General features: G+C 69.0%; 12 protein-coding genes and 1 pseudogene. 7 read left to right on the forward strand and 6 right to left on the reverse strand.

The genetic code is table 11. From position 1 onward, the window contains the following. Positions 1 to 3: 3 nt before the first annotated feature. The 4 genes from OG972_RS15305 (at position 4) to OG972_RS15320 (ending at position 4937) form a co-directional block, all read left to right on the forward strand. Positions 4 to 996, forward strand: coding sequence for a carbohydrate ABC transporter permease (locus OG972_RS15305; RefSeq protein ID WP_266981918.1), 993 nt, complete (start codon positions 4 to 6; stop codon positions 994 to 996). Next, positions 993 to 1895, forward strand: a complete 903-nt coding sequence (locus OG972_RS15310; RefSeq protein ID WP_266981920.1) for a carbohydrate ABC transporter permease — start codon at positions 993 to 995, stop codon at positions 1893 to 1895. Before OG972_RS15305 ends, OG972_RS15310 begins: the two co-directional genes overlap by 4 nt. 81 nt (positions 1896 to 1976) lie before the next feature. Further along, positions 1977 to 3179 (forward strand): glycoside hydrolase family 1 protein, encoded by a 1203-nt coding sequence (locus OG972_RS15315; RefSeq protein WP_266981922.1) that lies wholly within the window; start codon positions 1977 to 1979, stop codon positions 3177 to 3179. A 249-nt stretch (positions 3180 to 3428) separates the two neighbouring features. Next, on the forward strand, positions 3429 to 4937 hold the full coding sequence (locus tag OG972_RS15320) for a glucoamylase family protein (protein WP_266981924.1): 1509 nt from the start codon (positions 3429 to 3431) through the stop codon (positions 4935 to 4937). A gap of 22 nt (positions 4938 to 4959) precedes the next feature. On the opposite strand, the gene OG972_RS15325 is transcribed toward OG972_RS15320, so the two are convergent. Further along, positions 4960 to 6009, reverse strand: coding sequence for a hypothetical protein (locus tag OG972_RS15325; RefSeq protein WP_266981926.1), 1050 nt, complete (start codon positions 6007 to 6009; stop codon positions 4960 to 4962). 92 nt (positions 6010 to 6101) lie between these two features. Between OG972_RS15325 and OG972_RS15330 the strand changes: the two genes are divergently transcribed. The 3 genes from OG972_RS15330 (at position 6102) to OG972_RS15340 (ending at position 9600) form a co-directional block, all read left to right on the forward strand. Then, positions 6102 to 6578, forward strand: coding sequence for a hypothetical protein (locus OG972_RS15330; RefSeq protein WP_266981928.1), 477 nt, complete (start codon positions 6102 to 6104; stop codon positions 6576 to 6578). An 89-nt stretch (positions 6579 to 6667) separates the two neighbouring features. Further along, complete coding sequence (locus OG972_RS15335) at positions 6668 to 8776, forward strand: YgcG family protein (RefSeq protein WP_266990497.1); 2109 nt, start codon at positions 6668 to 6670, stop codon at positions 8774 to 8776. Between the two features lie 110 nt (positions 8777 to 8886). Beyond that, the gene (locus OG972_RS15340) at positions 8887 to 9600 is read left to right on the forward strand and encodes a PspA/IM30 family protein (protein WP_266981930.1); all 714 of its coding nucleotides are present in this window, start codon (positions 8887 to 8889) and stop codon (positions 9598 to 9600) included. A 51-nt stretch (positions 9601 to 9651) separates the two neighbouring features. Here the strand turns inward: OG972_RS15340 and OG972_RS15345 are convergent, their stop codons facing one another. The 5 genes and pseudogenes from OG972_RS15345 to OG972_RS15365 all read right to left on the reverse strand — a co-directional run bounded on the left by OG972_RS15345 (position 9652) and on the right by OG972_RS15365 (position 15768). After that, positions 9652 to 12210 carry a SpoIIE family protein phosphatase gene (locus tag OG972_RS15345; protein ID WP_266990499.1) on the reverse strand — a complete coding sequence of 853 codons (2559 nt, stop codon included), beginning with the start codon at positions 12208 to 12210 and terminating at the stop codon, positions 9652 to 9654. 194 nt (positions 12211 to 12404) lie between these two features. After that, positions 12405 to 12833, reverse strand: coding sequence for an ATP-binding protein (locus OG972_RS15350; RefSeq protein ID WP_266981932.1), 429 nt, complete (start codon positions 12831 to 12833; stop codon positions 12405 to 12407). Between the two features lie 306 nt (positions 12834 to 13139). Next, positions 13140 to 13523, reverse strand: a pseudogene (locus tag OG972_RS15355) ((deoxy)nucleoside triphosphate pyrophosphohydrolase); the annotation flags it as partial. 71 nt (positions 13524 to 13594) lie between these two features. Then, entirely contained in the window at positions 13595 to 13777 is a 183-nt protein-coding gene (locus tag OG972_RS15360) for an SPOR domain-containing protein (protein WP_266981936.1), read from the reverse strand. 209 nt (positions 13778 to 13986) lie between these two features. Beyond that, positions 13987 to 15768, reverse strand: a complete 1782-nt coding sequence (locus tag OG972_RS15365; protein WP_266981938.1) for a cytosine permease — start codon at positions 15766 to 15768, stop codon at positions 13987 to 13989. Positions 15769 to 15931 lie beyond the last annotated feature (163 nt).

Here is a 15931-nt window from a genome sequence, read left to right on the forward strand (position 1 = left end):
GCCATGAGCACCACGACCGGAAAGGCCGCACAGCCGGCCAAGGTGCAGGCCGGGCCGGGGACCTCCGCGTCCCCGGCCGCCGGGCCACAGGGGCGCCGGGGTCGCAAGAGGGCTTCGATGGGTGTGCAGAACGCGGCCGGCTGGCTGTTCTCCACTCCCTTCCTCGTCCTCTTCACCGTCTTCATGGCGTTCCCGATCCTCGCCACCCTGCTGATGAGCTTCACCGACTTCGGGCTGCGCAATGTCACGCACCCGCTGGACGCGAAGTTCATCGGTTTCGAGAACTACGTCAATCTGTTCAGCGACGACAAGTTCCTCAAGTCGCTCTTCAACACGGCGTACTTCGTGGTCATCGGTGTCCCCCTGACGATCTTCCTCGGGCTGGTCGCCGCGGTACTGCTGAACAACGGCATCGACCGGGCGCGGACCTTCTTCCGGGTCGGTTTCTACGCTCCGGTGGTCACCACGATCGTCGCGGTCGCCGTGGTCTGGCGTTTCGTGCTCGACCCGAGCGACGGGCTGATCGGCGGCCTCTTCACAGAAGTGGGCCTCACCCCGCCGGACTTCCTCGGCTCCGAGACGCTGGCGATGCCGTCGATGATCGCCATGGCGGTCTGGCGCAACCTCGGCACGGTCATGGTGCTCTTCATCGCCGGCCTGCAGGCCATCCCCACCGAAGTGCGGGAAGCCGCGAAGCTCGACGGTGCCGGTGTCTGGCACGAGTTCCGCAGGATCACCGTGCCTCTGCTGCGGCCCACGCTCCTCTACGCCACGGTCATCACCACCATCGGCTACCTCAACGTCTTCGAGGAACCGTTCGTGATGACGCAGGGCGGGCCCTCGGACTCCACCCTCACCGTCTCGCTGAACATGTACCGCGAGGGCTTCAACTTCTTCCACATGGGCTATGCGAGCGCCATGGCGTATGTCCTCTTCGTAGTGATCATGGGCATCACTGTGCTCCAGCTCCGACTGCTGAAGGACAACACGAAATGAGCGCCACCCGTGCACCAGGCGCCGTCCCGACGGCGAAGTCGAAGGAGCCGATCAGGCCCCAGGGCATGAAGAAGACCCGGAACCCCAAGCGGCCGCTGGTCTACGTCCTGCTCTCGGTCGGTCTGCTGATCATGTCGGCACCGTTCCTCTGGATGGCTCTTTCGGCCTTCAAGACGTCGAGCGAACTGTCGGCCAGCCCACCGGTGTGGATCCCCACCGAGTGGACCCTGGACAACTTCCGGGACCTGCTCGACAAGCTCGATCTGCCGCTGTACTTCATGAACTCGGTGATCGTGGCGGTGCTGGTCACCCTCTCGAACCTGGTGTTCTGCTCGATGCTCGGCTATGCCCTGGCCAAGCTGAACTTCGTCGGGCGCAACAAGATCTTCGGGCTGGTCCTCGGCGCCCTGATGGTGCCCGGCAACCTGATGCTGCTGCCGCTCTTCGTCCTGATGAGCAAGCTCCAGCTGATCGACACCTACGCGGGGCTCGTGCTGCCCTTCGCCGCCGGAGCCTTCGGTGTCTTCCTGATGCGCCAGTTCATGCAGTCGATCCCGGACGAACTGCTGGAAGCGGCCCGGATGGACGGCGCCGGCGAGTGGTACATCTTCTGGCGGATCGTGATGCCGCTGGTGAAGCCTGCCCTCGCAACGCTCTCGATCTTCACCTTCCTCGGTTCCTGGAACAACTTCGTCTGGCCGCTGATCGCGACCAACGACCCGGACAAATACACCCTGCCGGTGGCACTCGCGACCTTCGCCACGGACCCCAACAAGGCTGGTGGCTCCAACGGCATGCTCATGGCCGGGGCGTTCCTGGTCGTGCTGCCCGTGCTGGTCCTGTTCATCGCGCTGCAGCGCCACTTCACCCAGGGCATTGCCACAGCCGGCATGAAGTAGCCCGCCCGGCCGAAACGCACAAGGCCGCACCCCGCTCCCCTGTCGGCCACACCCCTCCATGCACCAGAAAGACATTTTGCGATGACTCACACCCAGGTCCCGTTCCCCGAAGGCTTCCTGTGGGGTGCCTCCACGGCCGCCCACCAGATCGAGGGCAACAACACCAACAGCGACTGGTGGGTCAAGGAACACACCGAGGGCACCCACATCCAGGAGCCCAGCCTGGACGCCTGCGACAGCTACCACCGCTGGCACGAGGACATGGACGTGCTCGCCGGTCTCGGTTTCACCGACTACCGGTTCTCCATCGAGTGGGCGCGCATCGAGCCGGCCGAGGGCCAGTTCTCGCGGGCCGAACTCGCCCACTACCGCCGCATGGTCGAAGGCGCCGTCGAGCGCGGCCTGCGCCCGATGATCACCCTGCACCACTTCACCGTGCCGCAGTGGTTCGAGGCGCGCGGTGGCTGGACCGCCGAGGGTGCGACCGAGCTCTTCGCCCGCTACGTCGCCGCCTGCGCACCGGTGATCGGCCAGGACGTCAGTCACGTCTGCACCATCAACGAGCCCAACATGATCGCCGTGATGGCCGGCCAGGCCAAGCGGGGCGACAACAGCTTCCCGCCGGCCGGGCTGCCGACCCCGGACGACGAGACCACCCAGGCCGTCATCGCCGCCCACCACGCCGCCGTCAAGGAGGTCAAGGCGATCAACGCCGACATCCAGGTCGGCTGGACCATCGCCAACCAGGTCTACCAGGCGCTCCCGGGTGCCGAGGACGTCACGGCCGCGTACCGCTACCCGCGCGAGGACATCTTCATCGAGGCCGCCCGCGGCGACGACTGGATCGGCGTCCAGTCCTACACCCGCACCAGGATCGGCGCCGACGGACCGATCCCGACGGCCGAGGGCGTCGAGCGCACCCTCACGCAGTGGGAGTACTACCCGTCCGCGGTGGGCTACGCGCTGCGCCACACCGCCGAGGTGGTCGGCAGCGAGGTGCCACTGATCGTGACCGAGAACGGCATCGCGACCGATGTCGACAGTCGCCGGGTCGACTACTACACCGGGGCTCTGAACGAGGTCGCGTCCGCGCTGCAGGACGGTCTCAACGTTCAGGGCTATCTGGCGTGGAGCGCGCTCGACAACTACGAGTGGGGCTCCTACAAGCCCACCTTCGGTCTGATCGGCTGGAACCCGGAGACCTTCGAGCGGCTGCCGAAGCCGTCTGCCGTCTGGCTGGGCGAGATGGGCCGCACCCGCACCCTGCCGCGCATCGCCGACTGACGAAACCCCACAGACCGGGAGCCACCTGACGGCCCCCTCCAGTGCGGGAACCGGCGGAACCTGACGGCCGCCGGTTCCCGCACTGCACCCTTCGGCGCGCCCGACGCCCCACGGCCTCGGACGCGCTGACAGCCACACCCGGAAATCGCGCCATCGGCGCAGCCGCACCCGCGGCCGTCTTCCTGCCGCCGCATCGAGCACGCCACGAAATCCCCCCATCCCCCTTCTGCCACCGGGAGCTGGACCTTCATGGACCGTCGCACGTTCATCACCGCTGCAGGGACCGGGGCTGCCGCCCTGTCCTTCGGAGCCGTATCCGCATCCTCCGCGAGCGCCGCTCCGACCGCTCGATCCGGTCAACCCACGCATGCCGCACATCCTGTTCATGCCTTTGATACACCGCTGCTGCTGCGCTGGTTCCGCGACACGTACCACTCGATCGAGGCAATGACGACCGACCTCGGTCTGGCCACGGACAAGATCGATGTCAGCGGATCCGGCGGCCCCGTCCAGTCCCGCCAGACCTCGCCCACCAATATCGGCTGCGGACTCTGGTCGACCGTGGCCGCGGGCGGTCTCGGCGTGATCAGCGACGCCACGATGCACCGCAGGCTGGAGCGCACCGTGCAGGCCGTGGAGAAGTTGGAGCGCCACCACGGCTTCTGGCTCAACTGGTACGACGCGCACGACGGTTCGGTGCTGACCGAGTGGCCCGGCAGCGGTGACCCGGTCCGCCCGTTCCTCTCCTCCGTCGACAACGCCTGGCTGATCACCGGCCTGCGCATCGCCGCCGACGCCTCGCCCGCGCTGCGCCCGCGCGTCTCCCGGATCCTGGCTACCGCCGACTGGTCGTACTACTACACGCCGTACGACCCGGCCGACCCGGCCGCCGGCCCCGGCCAGCTGCGCGGCGGCTTCTGGCCCGACACCGAGGAGCCCACCGGCCACCATTACGGCGCGCTCAACACCGAGCCGCGCATGGCCAGTTACCTCGGCATCGCCGACGGATCACTGCCGGCCGACCACTACTGGCACCTGCTGCGCACGATGCTTCCGGAGCACGGTCAGGAGCAGCATCCGCAGGGTTCGTACGTCGCCATGGACGGCATTCGCGTCTGGCAGGGCCACTACACCCACCGCGGCCGGAAGATCGTCCCGAGCTGGGGTGGTTCGATGTTCGAGGCGTTGATGGTGCCGCTGTTCGTGCCGGAGCCGGAGTGGTCGCCGCAGTCCTGGGGCCTCACCCACCAGCGTTACGTCCGCAGCCAGATCGAACACGGCATGGACGAAGCGAAGTACGGGTACTGGGGTTTCTCCCCCGCCAACATTCCCGAGGGCGGTTACCAGGAGTACGGCGTCGACGCCATCGGCATGCAGGTTGACGGCTATGCCTCCAATACCGACCGCACGTACACCACGGACGGCGCGCCGCTGCCGCCCGCGTCGGTGTTCACCAACGGTGTGGTCACCCCGCACGCCTCGTTCCTCGCCCTGCCGTACGCACCGGTGGAGGCGATCGCCAACCTGCGGGCGCTCGACCGTGACTTCGGCGCCTACCACGACGGTTACGGCTTCCGGGACTCCGTCAATGTCCGCACCGGACGCGTCAGTGATTACATGCTCGCCCTCGACCAGGGCATGATCGCCGCGGCACTGGCCCAGGCGATCCGCCCCGGGCTGCTGCAACGGCCTTTCCGGACGGGCGGGTTCCGGTCGAAGGTGCGTCCGCTGCTCGCCAAGGAGCGCTTCTCCATCTGACCCCCGGCGGCGTGCAACGGGGTCAGTTCCAGCCCTCGCGGTACGCCGCCCAGTCACCTTCCCGCGCGGCGAAGTCCACATAGAGCGCGACTCCGAACCGTTCCCGGCCGCGGTCCGTGCGTCCCAGACCCAGTCTGGTGCCGCGGACCGCGGCCTCGACCGTCTCCGCCGACTCGTGGTGCCCGAGATCGTCCTCGTGGAAGAACGGCAGGCCCATCAGCAGATCGGTCTCCCGGGGGGTCACTTCGAGGGCGAGAGCGGTCTGCTCCGCGACGTAGCCGCCGTACATGCCCTCCAGCGGCATCCAGCTGTCGTACGACATGACGGCGATCTGATCCACACGCCGCGCCACCTGCCCGAAGAACTTCTGCGACCACCACTTGGGGCTGCCGCTGAGCGTGCCCACGACACTGTGCGCAGCGGGCAGCGGGTCGATCTGGTGGGCGGCGACGGAGAGCGGTGCGGATCGGGCCCGTGTGAGGGCGTGCAGGTCGTCGAGCAGCGAGAGATAGTGCCGGTCGCCGGAGTGCAGGGGTTCGAGGTCGAAGTGGACACCGTCGAAACCGGCATCGAGGATCTGCCGCGCGGAGGTGACCACAGCCGTGCGGGACGCGGACCGTTCCAGACGAAGCCCGTCGGGACCTTCGGTGGCCAGGACGTCACCGAGCCAGGCCTGCACCCGGATGCCCGGCAGAGCGCGGTGCATGGCATCGAGCAGCCATCGCGCCTTCGGGTAGCGGGTGGTGGGCAGTGTGCCGTCGTGTTCCAGGGGCCCGGCATGGACGTACAGGTCCTTGATCCCGGTCCCCCTGATCCGGGCGGCAAACGCCGCGAGGTCCTTGTCGGTCTTGCGCCCGTCGACCCAGGCGTGGCCCAGCCAGACGGCATCACGGCCGCGGGTACGGGTCCCGGCGCCGGGATCGCCGGAGTAGTTGATCCGCAGCGCGACACCCGCCGTGACCACCGGAATCACGATCACCAGGACGAGGCCGAGCGCGATCCGTCGCGGCCAGGTCTCCCAGAGCCGGCTCCAGCGGAACCGGCCCACCCGATTCCGCACAGCACCGGTCATCCTCCTCATACGCGTACGCACTCCGGTACCCCCTTGATTGTCGGCGTGCCGTGGCAGTATGACCGCCATGACTCCTCCCTGCCGAAAGGCCGATGACGCGTAAGAGGCCCGGCGCGCTGCGCGCTGCCCAGCAGAGAACGCCCGGATGGCTGTGCAAGCCGGGCAGGATCCACCGCCTCTCCCTCTCCGCCGGCGCCGCGATCCGTCGTGTGGAGCATGACAACAATGGGTACACGGCCTTCCCGGGTGCCACAGCCGTGGCTCTGCGCCACATCCACTCCTCGGAGGACCTCAGGGCGCACGCTGTACCCCAGCCTCGCCGACTGCCCCTGTCGGGGCTGCTCGCTCGACGACGTGACCCTTGCCAGGACGCGCTCGGCGACGTCCTGGCCCTGCTGCCGCCTCGGCCGCAGGCCGAGCTGGGCCGCCCCGTCGCCCGAATCGACAGGGAGCTGTTGCGCCGGACCCTCCCCGATCCGCGCGCGCCCGGTCATCCGTGGCGACGGGAGGCGTGGTGGCGGATGCGGGTGCATGACGAGGTCATCGATCCCCCGCAGTGCGGACCGTAGGACCCCACCGCGGAGGACCACGTGGCGGCAGCCCCGGGCGGACCGCCGGGTCGCGGGTTACTGAGGGTGGACATAACCTCACAAAGGTGATGCAGCTCGTGAGCCGTACCCGGATCCTCATACCGGGCCGTGCCCTCGTCGCCGTGCTGTTGGCGTTGGCCTGGCTGGCCCTTCCCGCTGCGCCGATCGCCCGCGCCGACGACCCCGTGACGCTGTCCCGGGACGGGCAGATCACCGACAAGGTGGGTGCTCTCGGTGATCGAAGGTCCGAAGTGGTCGCCGCGCTCGACCGTCTCTACGCCGACCGCCGCATCCAGCTGTTCGTCGTGTACGTACGTGACTTCTCCGGCCGTTCCGCGCAGAACTGGGCCGATGAGACCGCCCGTAAGAACGGGCTCGGCCTGGAGGACGTCCTGCTTGCTGTCGCCACACACGACCGGCAGTACGCGTACACCGTCGACCAGGGCTCCCGCCTGACCGACGCCCAGCTTCGGGACGTGGCGAGCACGGCCATCGAACCGGCCCTCAGGGAGAACGACTGGGCGGGCGCCGCCATCGGAGCGGCCGACGGCTATACCGCGGTGCTGGCCGGGAAGGCCGTGCCCACCCCCGCCGTCACACCCGGCGCCAACGATCCCGGTACGGGGAATCCCGGCGGGACGAGTGCCTGGGACCTGCTCCTGCCCGTGGTCCTCGTCGGCGGGGCGGGAGCGGTCGCCGCCTATGCGTACACCCGCCGGAAGCAACGCACCACGACCCGCACCACGCCCGGCGCGACCGGCTGGGGACAGGGCGCCCCTCCGCCGGAGCCGCCGACTCCGCTGCCGGAGCTCGATGCCCGGGCCAAACAGACGCTGGTGGACACGGACGACGCGGTCCGCACCAGCGAAGAAGAACTCGGTTTTGCCACCGCGCAGTTCGGGGAAGAGACCGCCGCCCCGTTCACCGGGGCCGTCACGTTCGCGAAAGACGAGCTGACCGCCGCGTTCCGGTTGCGCCAGCAGCTCGACGACGCCTTCCCCGAGGACGACGCGACGCGCCGTCGGATGCTGGACGAGATCATCTGCCGCTGCACCGAGGCCAACACACGACTCGACGCCGTCTCCGAGGACTTCGACCGGCTGCGCGCACTGGAACGCAACGCTCCGCAGGCCGTGGCCACCGCCGAGTCCGCTTTCCGTACGCTCGCGAGCCGGGTCTCGGCGGCCGACACGGTTCTCACCACGCTGCGCAGTCGGTATGCGGAATCGGCCTCTTCCTCCGTCACGGGCGATGTCGAACAGGCGAAGGACCGTCTCGTCTTCGCGACCTCGAGTCTCAACCAGGCGCGACAGGCGGTGGACGGGGGCAACAACGCGGCAGCCGCGGTGTACGTACGGGCCACCGAGGGCGCGGTCGGTCAGGCGACCACCCTCGTCGACGCCGTGGACCGGCGGGCCCGGGAGCTCGCGGAGGCGGCGGCGAAGCTGCCGGCCGCGCTCACCGGGACAGAAGCCGATCTGGCCGATGCGAACGGGCTGCTCGAAGGCACCGCGGAAAACGTGCCGACCGCGGACCTGCAGGGCCGGATCGCCCGGGCCCGGTCGGTGCTCGGTGAGGTGAAGAGGGAGCTGGCGGCCGGGCCTTACGACCCCATCGATGCGCTGCGCAGAGTGGAGGAGGCGGATGCGGCGCTCGACGAGGCGCTGGCCGGGGCGCACGAGCGGGAGCAGGGCCATCGCCGCGCCCCGTCCCTGCTCGACCAGGCGACGCTCACCGCACGCTCGGCAATTGCCGCAGCCGCGGACTACATCACGACGAACCGCGGGGCGGTGGGCAGCCAGGCCCGGACCCGCCTCGCGGAGGCGCAGCGGCGACTGGAGCGGGCCCGGGAGCTGGCCGGGAACGACGATCCGCAGGGCGCGCTGGCCGAGGCGCATCGGGCGGACTCGCTGGCCGGACAGGCGCAGATCCTGGCCGAACAGGATGTGCGGGCGTACGGGAACCGAAACGGTCCGGGCGGTGTACAAGGAGGCGGAGGCGGGATGAGCGGGGCAGTCCTCGGCGGGATCATCCTCGGCGGTCTCCTGGGCGGCGGGGGCGGCGGCTACGGAGGGGGGTTCGGGGGCGGATTCGGCGGGAGGGGTAGCGGGGGCGGGCCCGGCAGTTTCGGCGGCGGGGGCACCCGCGGCCGGCGGGGCGGCGGCGGCCGCTTCTGAAAAACCGGCGAAACATGCGCGCGAGCGTTCGGACTGCCCGTACGGCCTGTCCGATTCGCACAGCCCAGGAATTCATACGGTCCACACGGCCCATACCAAGGAGAGGTGCCATGACCAAACAAACCATCCTCGGCCGCGTCACTCAGCTGGCAAAGGCCAACATCAATGCGCTGCTGGATCAGGCGGAGGATCCGCAGAAGATGCTGGACCAGCTGATCCGCGACTACACGGCGAACATCTCGGAGGCCGAACAGGCGGTGGCGGCGACCATCGGCAATCTGCGGCTGATGGAGCAGGACCACCGGGAGGACGTCGACGCGGCCAGGGAATGGGGAGACAAGGCGCTCGCCGCCAGTCGCAAGGCCGATGAGCTGCGGGCGGCGGGCTCGGCAGCGGAGGCCGACACGTTCGACAACCTGGCCAAGGTCGCGCTCGGCCGCCAGTTGCAGTCGGAGAAGGAGGCGAAGACCGCAGAGCCGACGATCACCGCGCAGACGGAGGTGGTGGACAAGCTCAAGTCCGGCCTGGACCAGATGAAGAACAAGCTGACAGAGCTGAAGTCCAAGCGGGACGAGCTCGTCGCACGCGCCAAGTCCGCCCAGGCACAGAACCAGATGATGGACTCCGTCAAGAACATCAATGTGCTGGACCCGACCAGTGAGCTCAGCCGCTTCGAGGACAAGGTGCGGCGCGAGGAGGCGAAGGCGATGGGCAAGCAGGAACTCGCCGCATCGTCGCTGGACGCCCAGTTCGAGCGGCTGGACAGCCTGGGCGACAGCGCCGAGATCGAGGCCCGGCTCGCCGCCTTGAAAACGGCGTCATGACCGCCGCACCCGGAGCGGCAGCCGTTCCGACCCCAGGTCCCGGTCCCGCGTTCAGAACATGCTCAGCAGCTGCTCGACCGTGCGTTCTGCGGCCGGTTCCCCGTCGGGCAGCGGCAGCTCGAACCAGACGGTCTTGCCGCGTGGAGTCCGCCTCGAACCCCAGGCCGCACTCAGCAGTCCGACCAGCTGCAACCCGCGCCCGCCCTCGTCCGTGTCACGTGCTCGTCGTCGCCGCGGCTGAACGAGACCTGCGTCCCATACCTCGCACACGAGCGTACGGTCGCGCAGCAGCCTGAGCCGGATCTCGCCCTCGCCGTAGCGCAGAGCGTTGGTGACCAGCTCACTGACGAGCAGTTCGGTGGTGTCCACCAGGTCATCGAGTTCCCAGGCGAGCAGTTGGCGACGGGCCAGTTCGCGGGCACGGCCGACGGAGCGGGGTTCGCGCGGCAGCCGCCAGTCGCCGACCGCGTCGATCGGCAGCCCCTGGATACGGGCCATCAGCAGGGCGATGTCGTCCTCACCGTGCCGGGTGTCGAGGGTGGTCAGTACGTGGTCGCAGACGTCCTCGAGCGGGAGCTCGGGTTCGATGAGGGCGTTGCGCAGTGCCTGCAGTCCTTCGTCGAGCGGGTGGTCGCGGGACTCGACGAGACCATCGGTGTAGAGGGCGAGGAGGGCGCCCTCCTTCAGTTCGACCTCGACTTCCTCGAAGGGTTCGCCGCCGACGCCGAGCGGCATCCCGGGCGGGACGTCGAGCAGCAGGGCGGGTTCGCCCGGCTCGACCACAACAGGGGGGAGGTGTCCGGCGTTGGCAAAGGTGCACCGCCGGGTGACCGGGTCATAGACGGCGTAGACACAGGTCGCCAGATAGACCTCGGAGAGATCTGCGTCCCGGGCCTTGTGGGACGCCCGTGACGGCCACTGGGCGCCGCCGAGGCCTTCGGAGGGGGTGCTGACACCGGGGGTGCCCAGACCGCGGGCGACCTCGTCGAGGGCGGAGAGCACCTCGGCGGGTTCCAGGTCGAGGAGAGCCAGGGTCCTTACGGCGGTGCGCAGTTCGCCCATGGCGACGGCGGCCCGCAGTCCACGGCCCATGACGTCGCCGACCACCAGGGCGGTGCGGTGTCCGGGAAGTTCGATCACGTCGAACCAGTCGCCGCCGACCTCGGTCGCGGTGTTGCCGGGGAGATAACGGCAGGCGATGTCGAGACCGGCGGCCTCGGGATCGCCCGGTGGCAGCAGGCTGCGCTGGAGGATGAGCGCGCGCTCGTGCTCGCGCCGGTAGAGGCGGGCGTTGTCGATACAGACGGCGGCGCGGGCGGCGAGTTCGGTGGCGAGAGCCCGGTCGCGTTCGCCGAAGGGTTCGCTGCCCTTGGTGCGGGAGAACTGGACGAGGCCGACGACGGTGTCATGGGCGACCATCGGTACGGCAAGGGTGGACTGGACGAAGCCGCGGTCGTCGCCGGGGACGTCCTCGACGTGGCCGGTCCGCAGGGCTATGGAACAGGGGGAGTTGAAGGGGTAGCGGTGGACGGCGCCCAGGACGGGCGGATTGATGGCACCGTCGGTCGAGGCGCTGTCCGGGGCAGTGACCGGAAGGGCATCCGACACGGCACTGGCGAAGGCGACACGGCGCAGTTCCGCGGATCCGCCGACGGACTCGTGGTGGAGCGAGCCCCAACTGCCGGGCGGCGCCTCGTCACCGGTGAGCAGCCCCTGATAGAGGTCGACCGAGGCGAGGTCGCAGAAGCCGGGTACAGCGACGCCGAGGAGTTCGCGGGCGGTGGTCTCCAGATCGAGGGAGTTGCCGATGCGGGCGCCGGCCTCGTTGAGCAGGGCGAGGTTGCGGCGGGCGCTGGCGGCCTCGCGGGCGGCGATGTGTCGGCGGGTGACATCGGTGGCCAGCCCGGCTATGCCGATGGGGCGGCCTGCTCCGCTGTGCACGCGGTAGAGGTTCATCGACCAGTGGCGGCTCTCGGAGTCGCCCGGTGCGGTACCGACGAGTTGGAGATCGGTGACGGAGTCCCCCGTCTCCAGAACACGCCGGAGTGTGGCGGTGAGCCGCTCGGCCTCGGGGCGGGCCAGATAGTCGTCGACCGTGCGGCCGCGGTGGTCGTCGGCCTGGCCGCCGAAGACGGTGGCAAAGCGCTGGTTGGCGCGCACGACCGTGAAGTCTGTGCCGAACAGCACGAAACCGAAGGGAGATTGACCGAAAATGGCCTGCGATGCCGCAAGGTCCGTCTCGATACGCCGCAGGGCGCGGACGTCCACGACGATACAGAGGGCGGCCGGTTCCCCGCTCTCCGTCTCGCTGGGCATGACATAGACCTCGGCAAGACCGTGCACGGCGTTCTCGCCCGGCATCCGGAAGGGGACGAGGCCCGTCCACTCCTTGCCGTCGAGTATCTCGCCGACCCGGCGATGGCCACCGGTGCGCAGCTCTGCGGGCATGAAGGTCTCGACCGGGTCCCTGCCCACCGCCTCGTGCGCGGCAATGCCGAAGAGGCCGGCGGCCCGGCGGCTCCACTGCTCGATCAGCCCGTCGGGGCCGATCGAGAAGGAGGCGACCCTGATGTAGTCATAGATCGAGCCAGGCGGGCTGTTCTGCCACACGACGTCGCCCGCTGTCCCAGGTATTTCGCTCACGCGACCGTCCCCTCCAGCTCACACACCGGACCGGTCCTGCCCGCAGTATTCAGCACTACGGCGCTTACCGACACGGCGTTCACGATCACAGCACGGCCACAGTCCCTTTCAGCCAGGTTCTGCCCGACCTCTGGTGATCGCTGTGCGTCCCACCCCCACTCCTAACCAGGGAGGGCCAGCTCGAACCACACCGTCTTGCCACTCTTTCCGCGCCGGGTCCCCCAGCGGCGTGCGGAACAGGCCACCAGCTGCAGTCCTCGGCCGCCTTCGTCGTCGGGTGCGGCAGCACGTTCGGTGGGCGGATCCGGAAGCGGATCGGAGACTTCCACAAGCAGTCCGGGGTGGGCGTCCGGAACTTCGCCATCGAGGTGGGGACGCACCAGCCGTACCCCGATGGGGCCCGAGGCGTAGCGCAAGGAATTGGTCACCAGCTCGCTGACCAGCAGGACGGTCACATCACCGACGGCCGCGTCGAGTCCCCACCCCCGCAGCGCCTCGTGGACCGCATGCCGAGCAGTGCGGACGGCGCCGGGCACTGCTGGAAAGGTCCACTCGGCGCAGTCGCCTTCGGTATCGATCACGCCGATCACTTCCCAAGACCAGCAACGAGGAACGTCCTGTTTACGGGGGCTAATCAGCACATACCCGATATTTAGGGCGACCTATCGCCGGAATCGACGCGTAGGGCGTACGGGCGTACGGCGACGTGCGCGCAGCGCGGGCACAGAGGGGGCACCCGATCAGCGGCGTGCGCCGCCCGGCAGGCTCCGGGTCGACGCGGTCCCGGTCGACGCGGTCCCGGTCGGCGTGGATTCGGCCGTCGTGGATTCGGTCGGCGTGGATCCGGCCGTCGTGGATCCGGCCGGCGAGGATCCGGCCGGCGAGGATCCGGCCGGGAGGCGGCGCATGGCTTCGGCGACGGCGGGCCGGTCCTGATCCAGCCAGTCGATCTCGTCACCCTCGCCGGGCCCGAGCCAGCGCAGCTCGTCGTGGTCCTGCAGCGGCGCGGGCACGCCGGACACCAGTCGCGCGGTCCACACCCGGAGTACGTATCCGGGCTTGAGCGGCCACTCGCCGGGAATGCGCTCCAGCGGCTCGGTCTCGACGCCCAGTTCCTCGCGGAGTTCACGTACGAGCGCCTGTTCGCCGCTCTCCCCCGGCTCCAGCTTTCCACCGGGCAGCTCCCAGCGGCCGGCCAGCTCGGGCGGCGCACTGCGACGCGCGGCCAGCAGGCGCCCCTGGTCATAGACGGCTCCGGCCACCACCACGCGATCACTCATAGGCCGGAGCGTAGTCCCCGGTTCCGCCCCTCACAGGCCCCGCCCCGTACCACCCCGTTGCCGCCCGTCGGTCACGGCCGGGCGCTCTGCCCCATGCGCTCCACCCAATAGAGCTGCTTGTGTCCGCGATTATCGAGTTTGTCGGCGATCTTCTGCGCCTCGTCCCGCGTGGCGTACCTGCCGACGCGGTACCGATTGCCGTTGTCGTCCTGCCGTATCACCAGCCAAGGGAGCACGGCACCGCCGTCACTCATCGTGTCCCTCCCGAGCATTGAGCCCCTCCCCTGAACGGCGTGCACGCCTCTAAGGATCCCCAGGAAACCGCAGTACGCATATGCCCGAGCGTACGCCTGACCTTTACGCAACGGATACGTAATTACACAAAGAGGCACCGATCCGGCCAACGCGAAGGGGCGCACCCATTCGGATGCGCCCCCAATGCCTCGCAGAGCGGCCGTGCCGCTTACGCCTCCGCCACCTCGGCCGGCCCCGGTGCCGTGCGCAGTGTCGGCATCGGCATGAGGACCGGGCCGGCGGTCGGGTCCTTGCGGCAGATGTCCCCGCACTCCGCGTCCAGCGAGCAGCACAGCGAACAGATCGGTCCCGTCTGGACCGGGCAGTCGGCGATGTCCGGGAGCTCGTAGGCGGTGTCGCAGACCGAGCAGGTGTGGGTGGCGGTGAGGTCCTCGATCTCGACGCCCGGCCCGTTCACCGGGTTGGGGCGGGCCAGGTAGTACGCACCCTTCGTCGCCCACGCGATCAACGGGCAGAGCGTCAGGGAGAGTCCGGCGGCGATGAAGGTCGAGAAGGCCTCCGCGTAGGTGCCGAACAGCCCGAAGAAGGCGAGGATCGAAACGGTCGAGGCGATCACCATCGCGCCGAATCCGGCCGGGTTCACCGCGTACAGGTAGGCGCGCTTGAACTCGACGTACCGGGGACTCAGACCGATCCGCTTGTTGATGACCAGGTCGGCGGCGACGGCTGCGATCCAGGCGATGCCCACGTTCGAGTAGAAGCCCAGCAGTTTGTTGAGGGCCGCGAACATGTCCATCTCCATCAGCGTGAGCGCGATGGCGAGGTTGAGGAAGATGTACCAGACCCGGCCCGGGTGCTTGTGGGTGATGCGGGAGAAGAAGTTCGACCAGGACAGTGAACCGCTGTAGGCGTTGGTCACGTTGATCTTGATCTGGGAGACGATCACGAAGACCGCGGCGACGGGCAGGGCGAACGAGCCGAGCCACGGCCTCAGCGCCTCGATCTGCGGTGCGATCGGCTCCAGTGCGTGTGTCTTGCCGACCGCCTCCAGCGCCACGAAGGCGAGCAGCGCGCCGCCGAGCTGCTTCGCCGCCCCGATGATGACCCAACCGGGCCCGGCGGCGAGCACCGCCAGGTTCCAGCGGCGCTTGTTGGCCTCGGTCCTGGCGGGCATGAAGCGCAGATAGTCGGCCTGTTCGCCGATCTGGGCGATCAGCGAGAGGGCGACGCCCGTGCCGAGTCCGAACCCGATCCAGGAGAAGCCGGAGCCCGCGCCTTCCGTACCGCCGAAGGAGCCGAACGCGCTCCAGGCGTCCGGTGCTTCGAAGGCGAGTACCACGAACGGCAGGACCATGCCGACAATCCAGATCGGCTGGGTCCAGGCCTGCACCTTGGCGAGCGCGCGCATGCCCCGGAAGACGATCGGGATGACGATCAACGTGGTCAGCAGATAGCCGGCCTGGACCGGCAGTCCGACGGCCTGGTGCATGGCCTGCGCCATGATCGAGCCCTCGAGGGCGAAGAAGATGAAGGTGAAGGACGCGTAGATCAACGAGGTCAGCGTCGAGCCGAAGTAGCCGAAGCCGGCGCCGCGCGTGACCAGGTCCATGTCGAGGCCGTACTTCGCACAGGCCCGGGCGATCGGAATACCGGTGAGGAAGATGATCGTCGCCGCGGTGAGGATCGAGGCGAGACCGCTGGTGAAGCCGTAGGTGAAGACGATCGAGGCACCGATCGCGAAGTCGGCGAGATAGGCGATCCCGCCGAGCGCGGTGCCCGCGACCATCGAGGGCGACCAGCGCCGGAAGGAATGCGGTGCGTAGCGGAGGGAGTAGTCCTCCCGGCTCTCGTCGGCGGCGAGTCCGGCATAGCTGCGTCCGGGAGGCGGCGGGGCGGCGACCGGTGTCCCGGCAGCCCCGTCGGATCCCGAAGCCGCGGCGGGCTGCGCCTCCGGGACCCCGGCCGTCGTGGGGGTGGCTGTGTCCGTCATCGGTGACTTCCCGTTCGTCTGTCCGGTGTGCGGGTACGAACGGGAAGGTAGGAGCAGGACATGACAACTCGTTACGGCCAGTGATTGCCCTTCGGTTACGGGAACCGAGTGGGCGTTAACTCGTCGTCACGGGCCCCGGACAGGCCGTCCGGGTATCGGTCAC

The organism is Streptomyces sp. NBC_01669, from assembly GCF_026339735.1.
In the GTDB taxonomy this organism is placed as follows: domain Bacteria; phylum Actinomycetota; class Actinomycetes; order Streptomycetales; family Streptomycetaceae; genus Streptomyces; species Streptomyces yanii.

What these genes read in the sequence shown, in the direction of transcription:
- OG972_RS15305 (WP_266981918.1), top strand. Translation starts at nt 4, where the DNA reads ATGAGCACCACGACCGGAAAGGCCGCACAGCCGGCCAAGGTGCAGGCC.
- OG972_RS15310 (WP_266981920.1), top strand. Translation starts at nt 993, where the DNA reads ATGAGCGCCACCCGTGCACCAGGCGCCGTCCCGACGGCGAAGTCGAAG.
- OG972_RS15315 (WP_266981922.1), top strand. Translation starts at nt 1,977, where the DNA reads ATGACTCACACCCAGGTCCCGTTCCCCGAAGGCTTCCTGTGGGGTGCC.
- OG972_RS15320 (WP_266981924.1), top strand. Translation starts at nt 3,429, where the DNA reads ATGGACCGTCGCACGTTCATCACCGCTGCAGGGACCGGGGCTGCCGCC.
- OG972_RS15325 (WP_266981926.1), bottom strand. Translation starts at nt 6,009, where the DNA reads ATGACCGGTGCTGTGCGGAATCGGGTGGGCCGGTTCCGCTGGAGCCGG.
- OG972_RS15330 (WP_266981928.1), top strand. Translation starts at nt 6,102, where the DNA reads ATGACGCGTAAGAGGCCCGGCGCGCTGCGCGCTGCCCAGCAGAGAACG.
- OG972_RS15335 (WP_266990497.1), top strand. Translation starts at nt 6,668, where the DNA reads ATGCAGCTCGTGAGCCGTACCCGGATCCTCATACCGGGCCGTGCCCTC.
- OG972_RS15340 (WP_266981930.1), top strand. Translation starts at nt 8,887, where the DNA reads ATGACCAAACAAACCATCCTCGGCCGCGTCACTCAGCTGGCAAAGGCC.
- OG972_RS15360 (WP_266981936.1), bottom strand. Translation starts at nt 13,777, where the DNA reads ATGAGTGACGGCGGTGCCGTGCTCCCTTGGCTGGTGATACGGCAGGAC.
- OG972_RS15365 (WP_266981938.1), bottom strand. Translation starts at nt 15,768, where the DNA reads ATGACGGACACAGCCACCCCCACGACGGCCGGGGTCCCGGAGGCGCAG.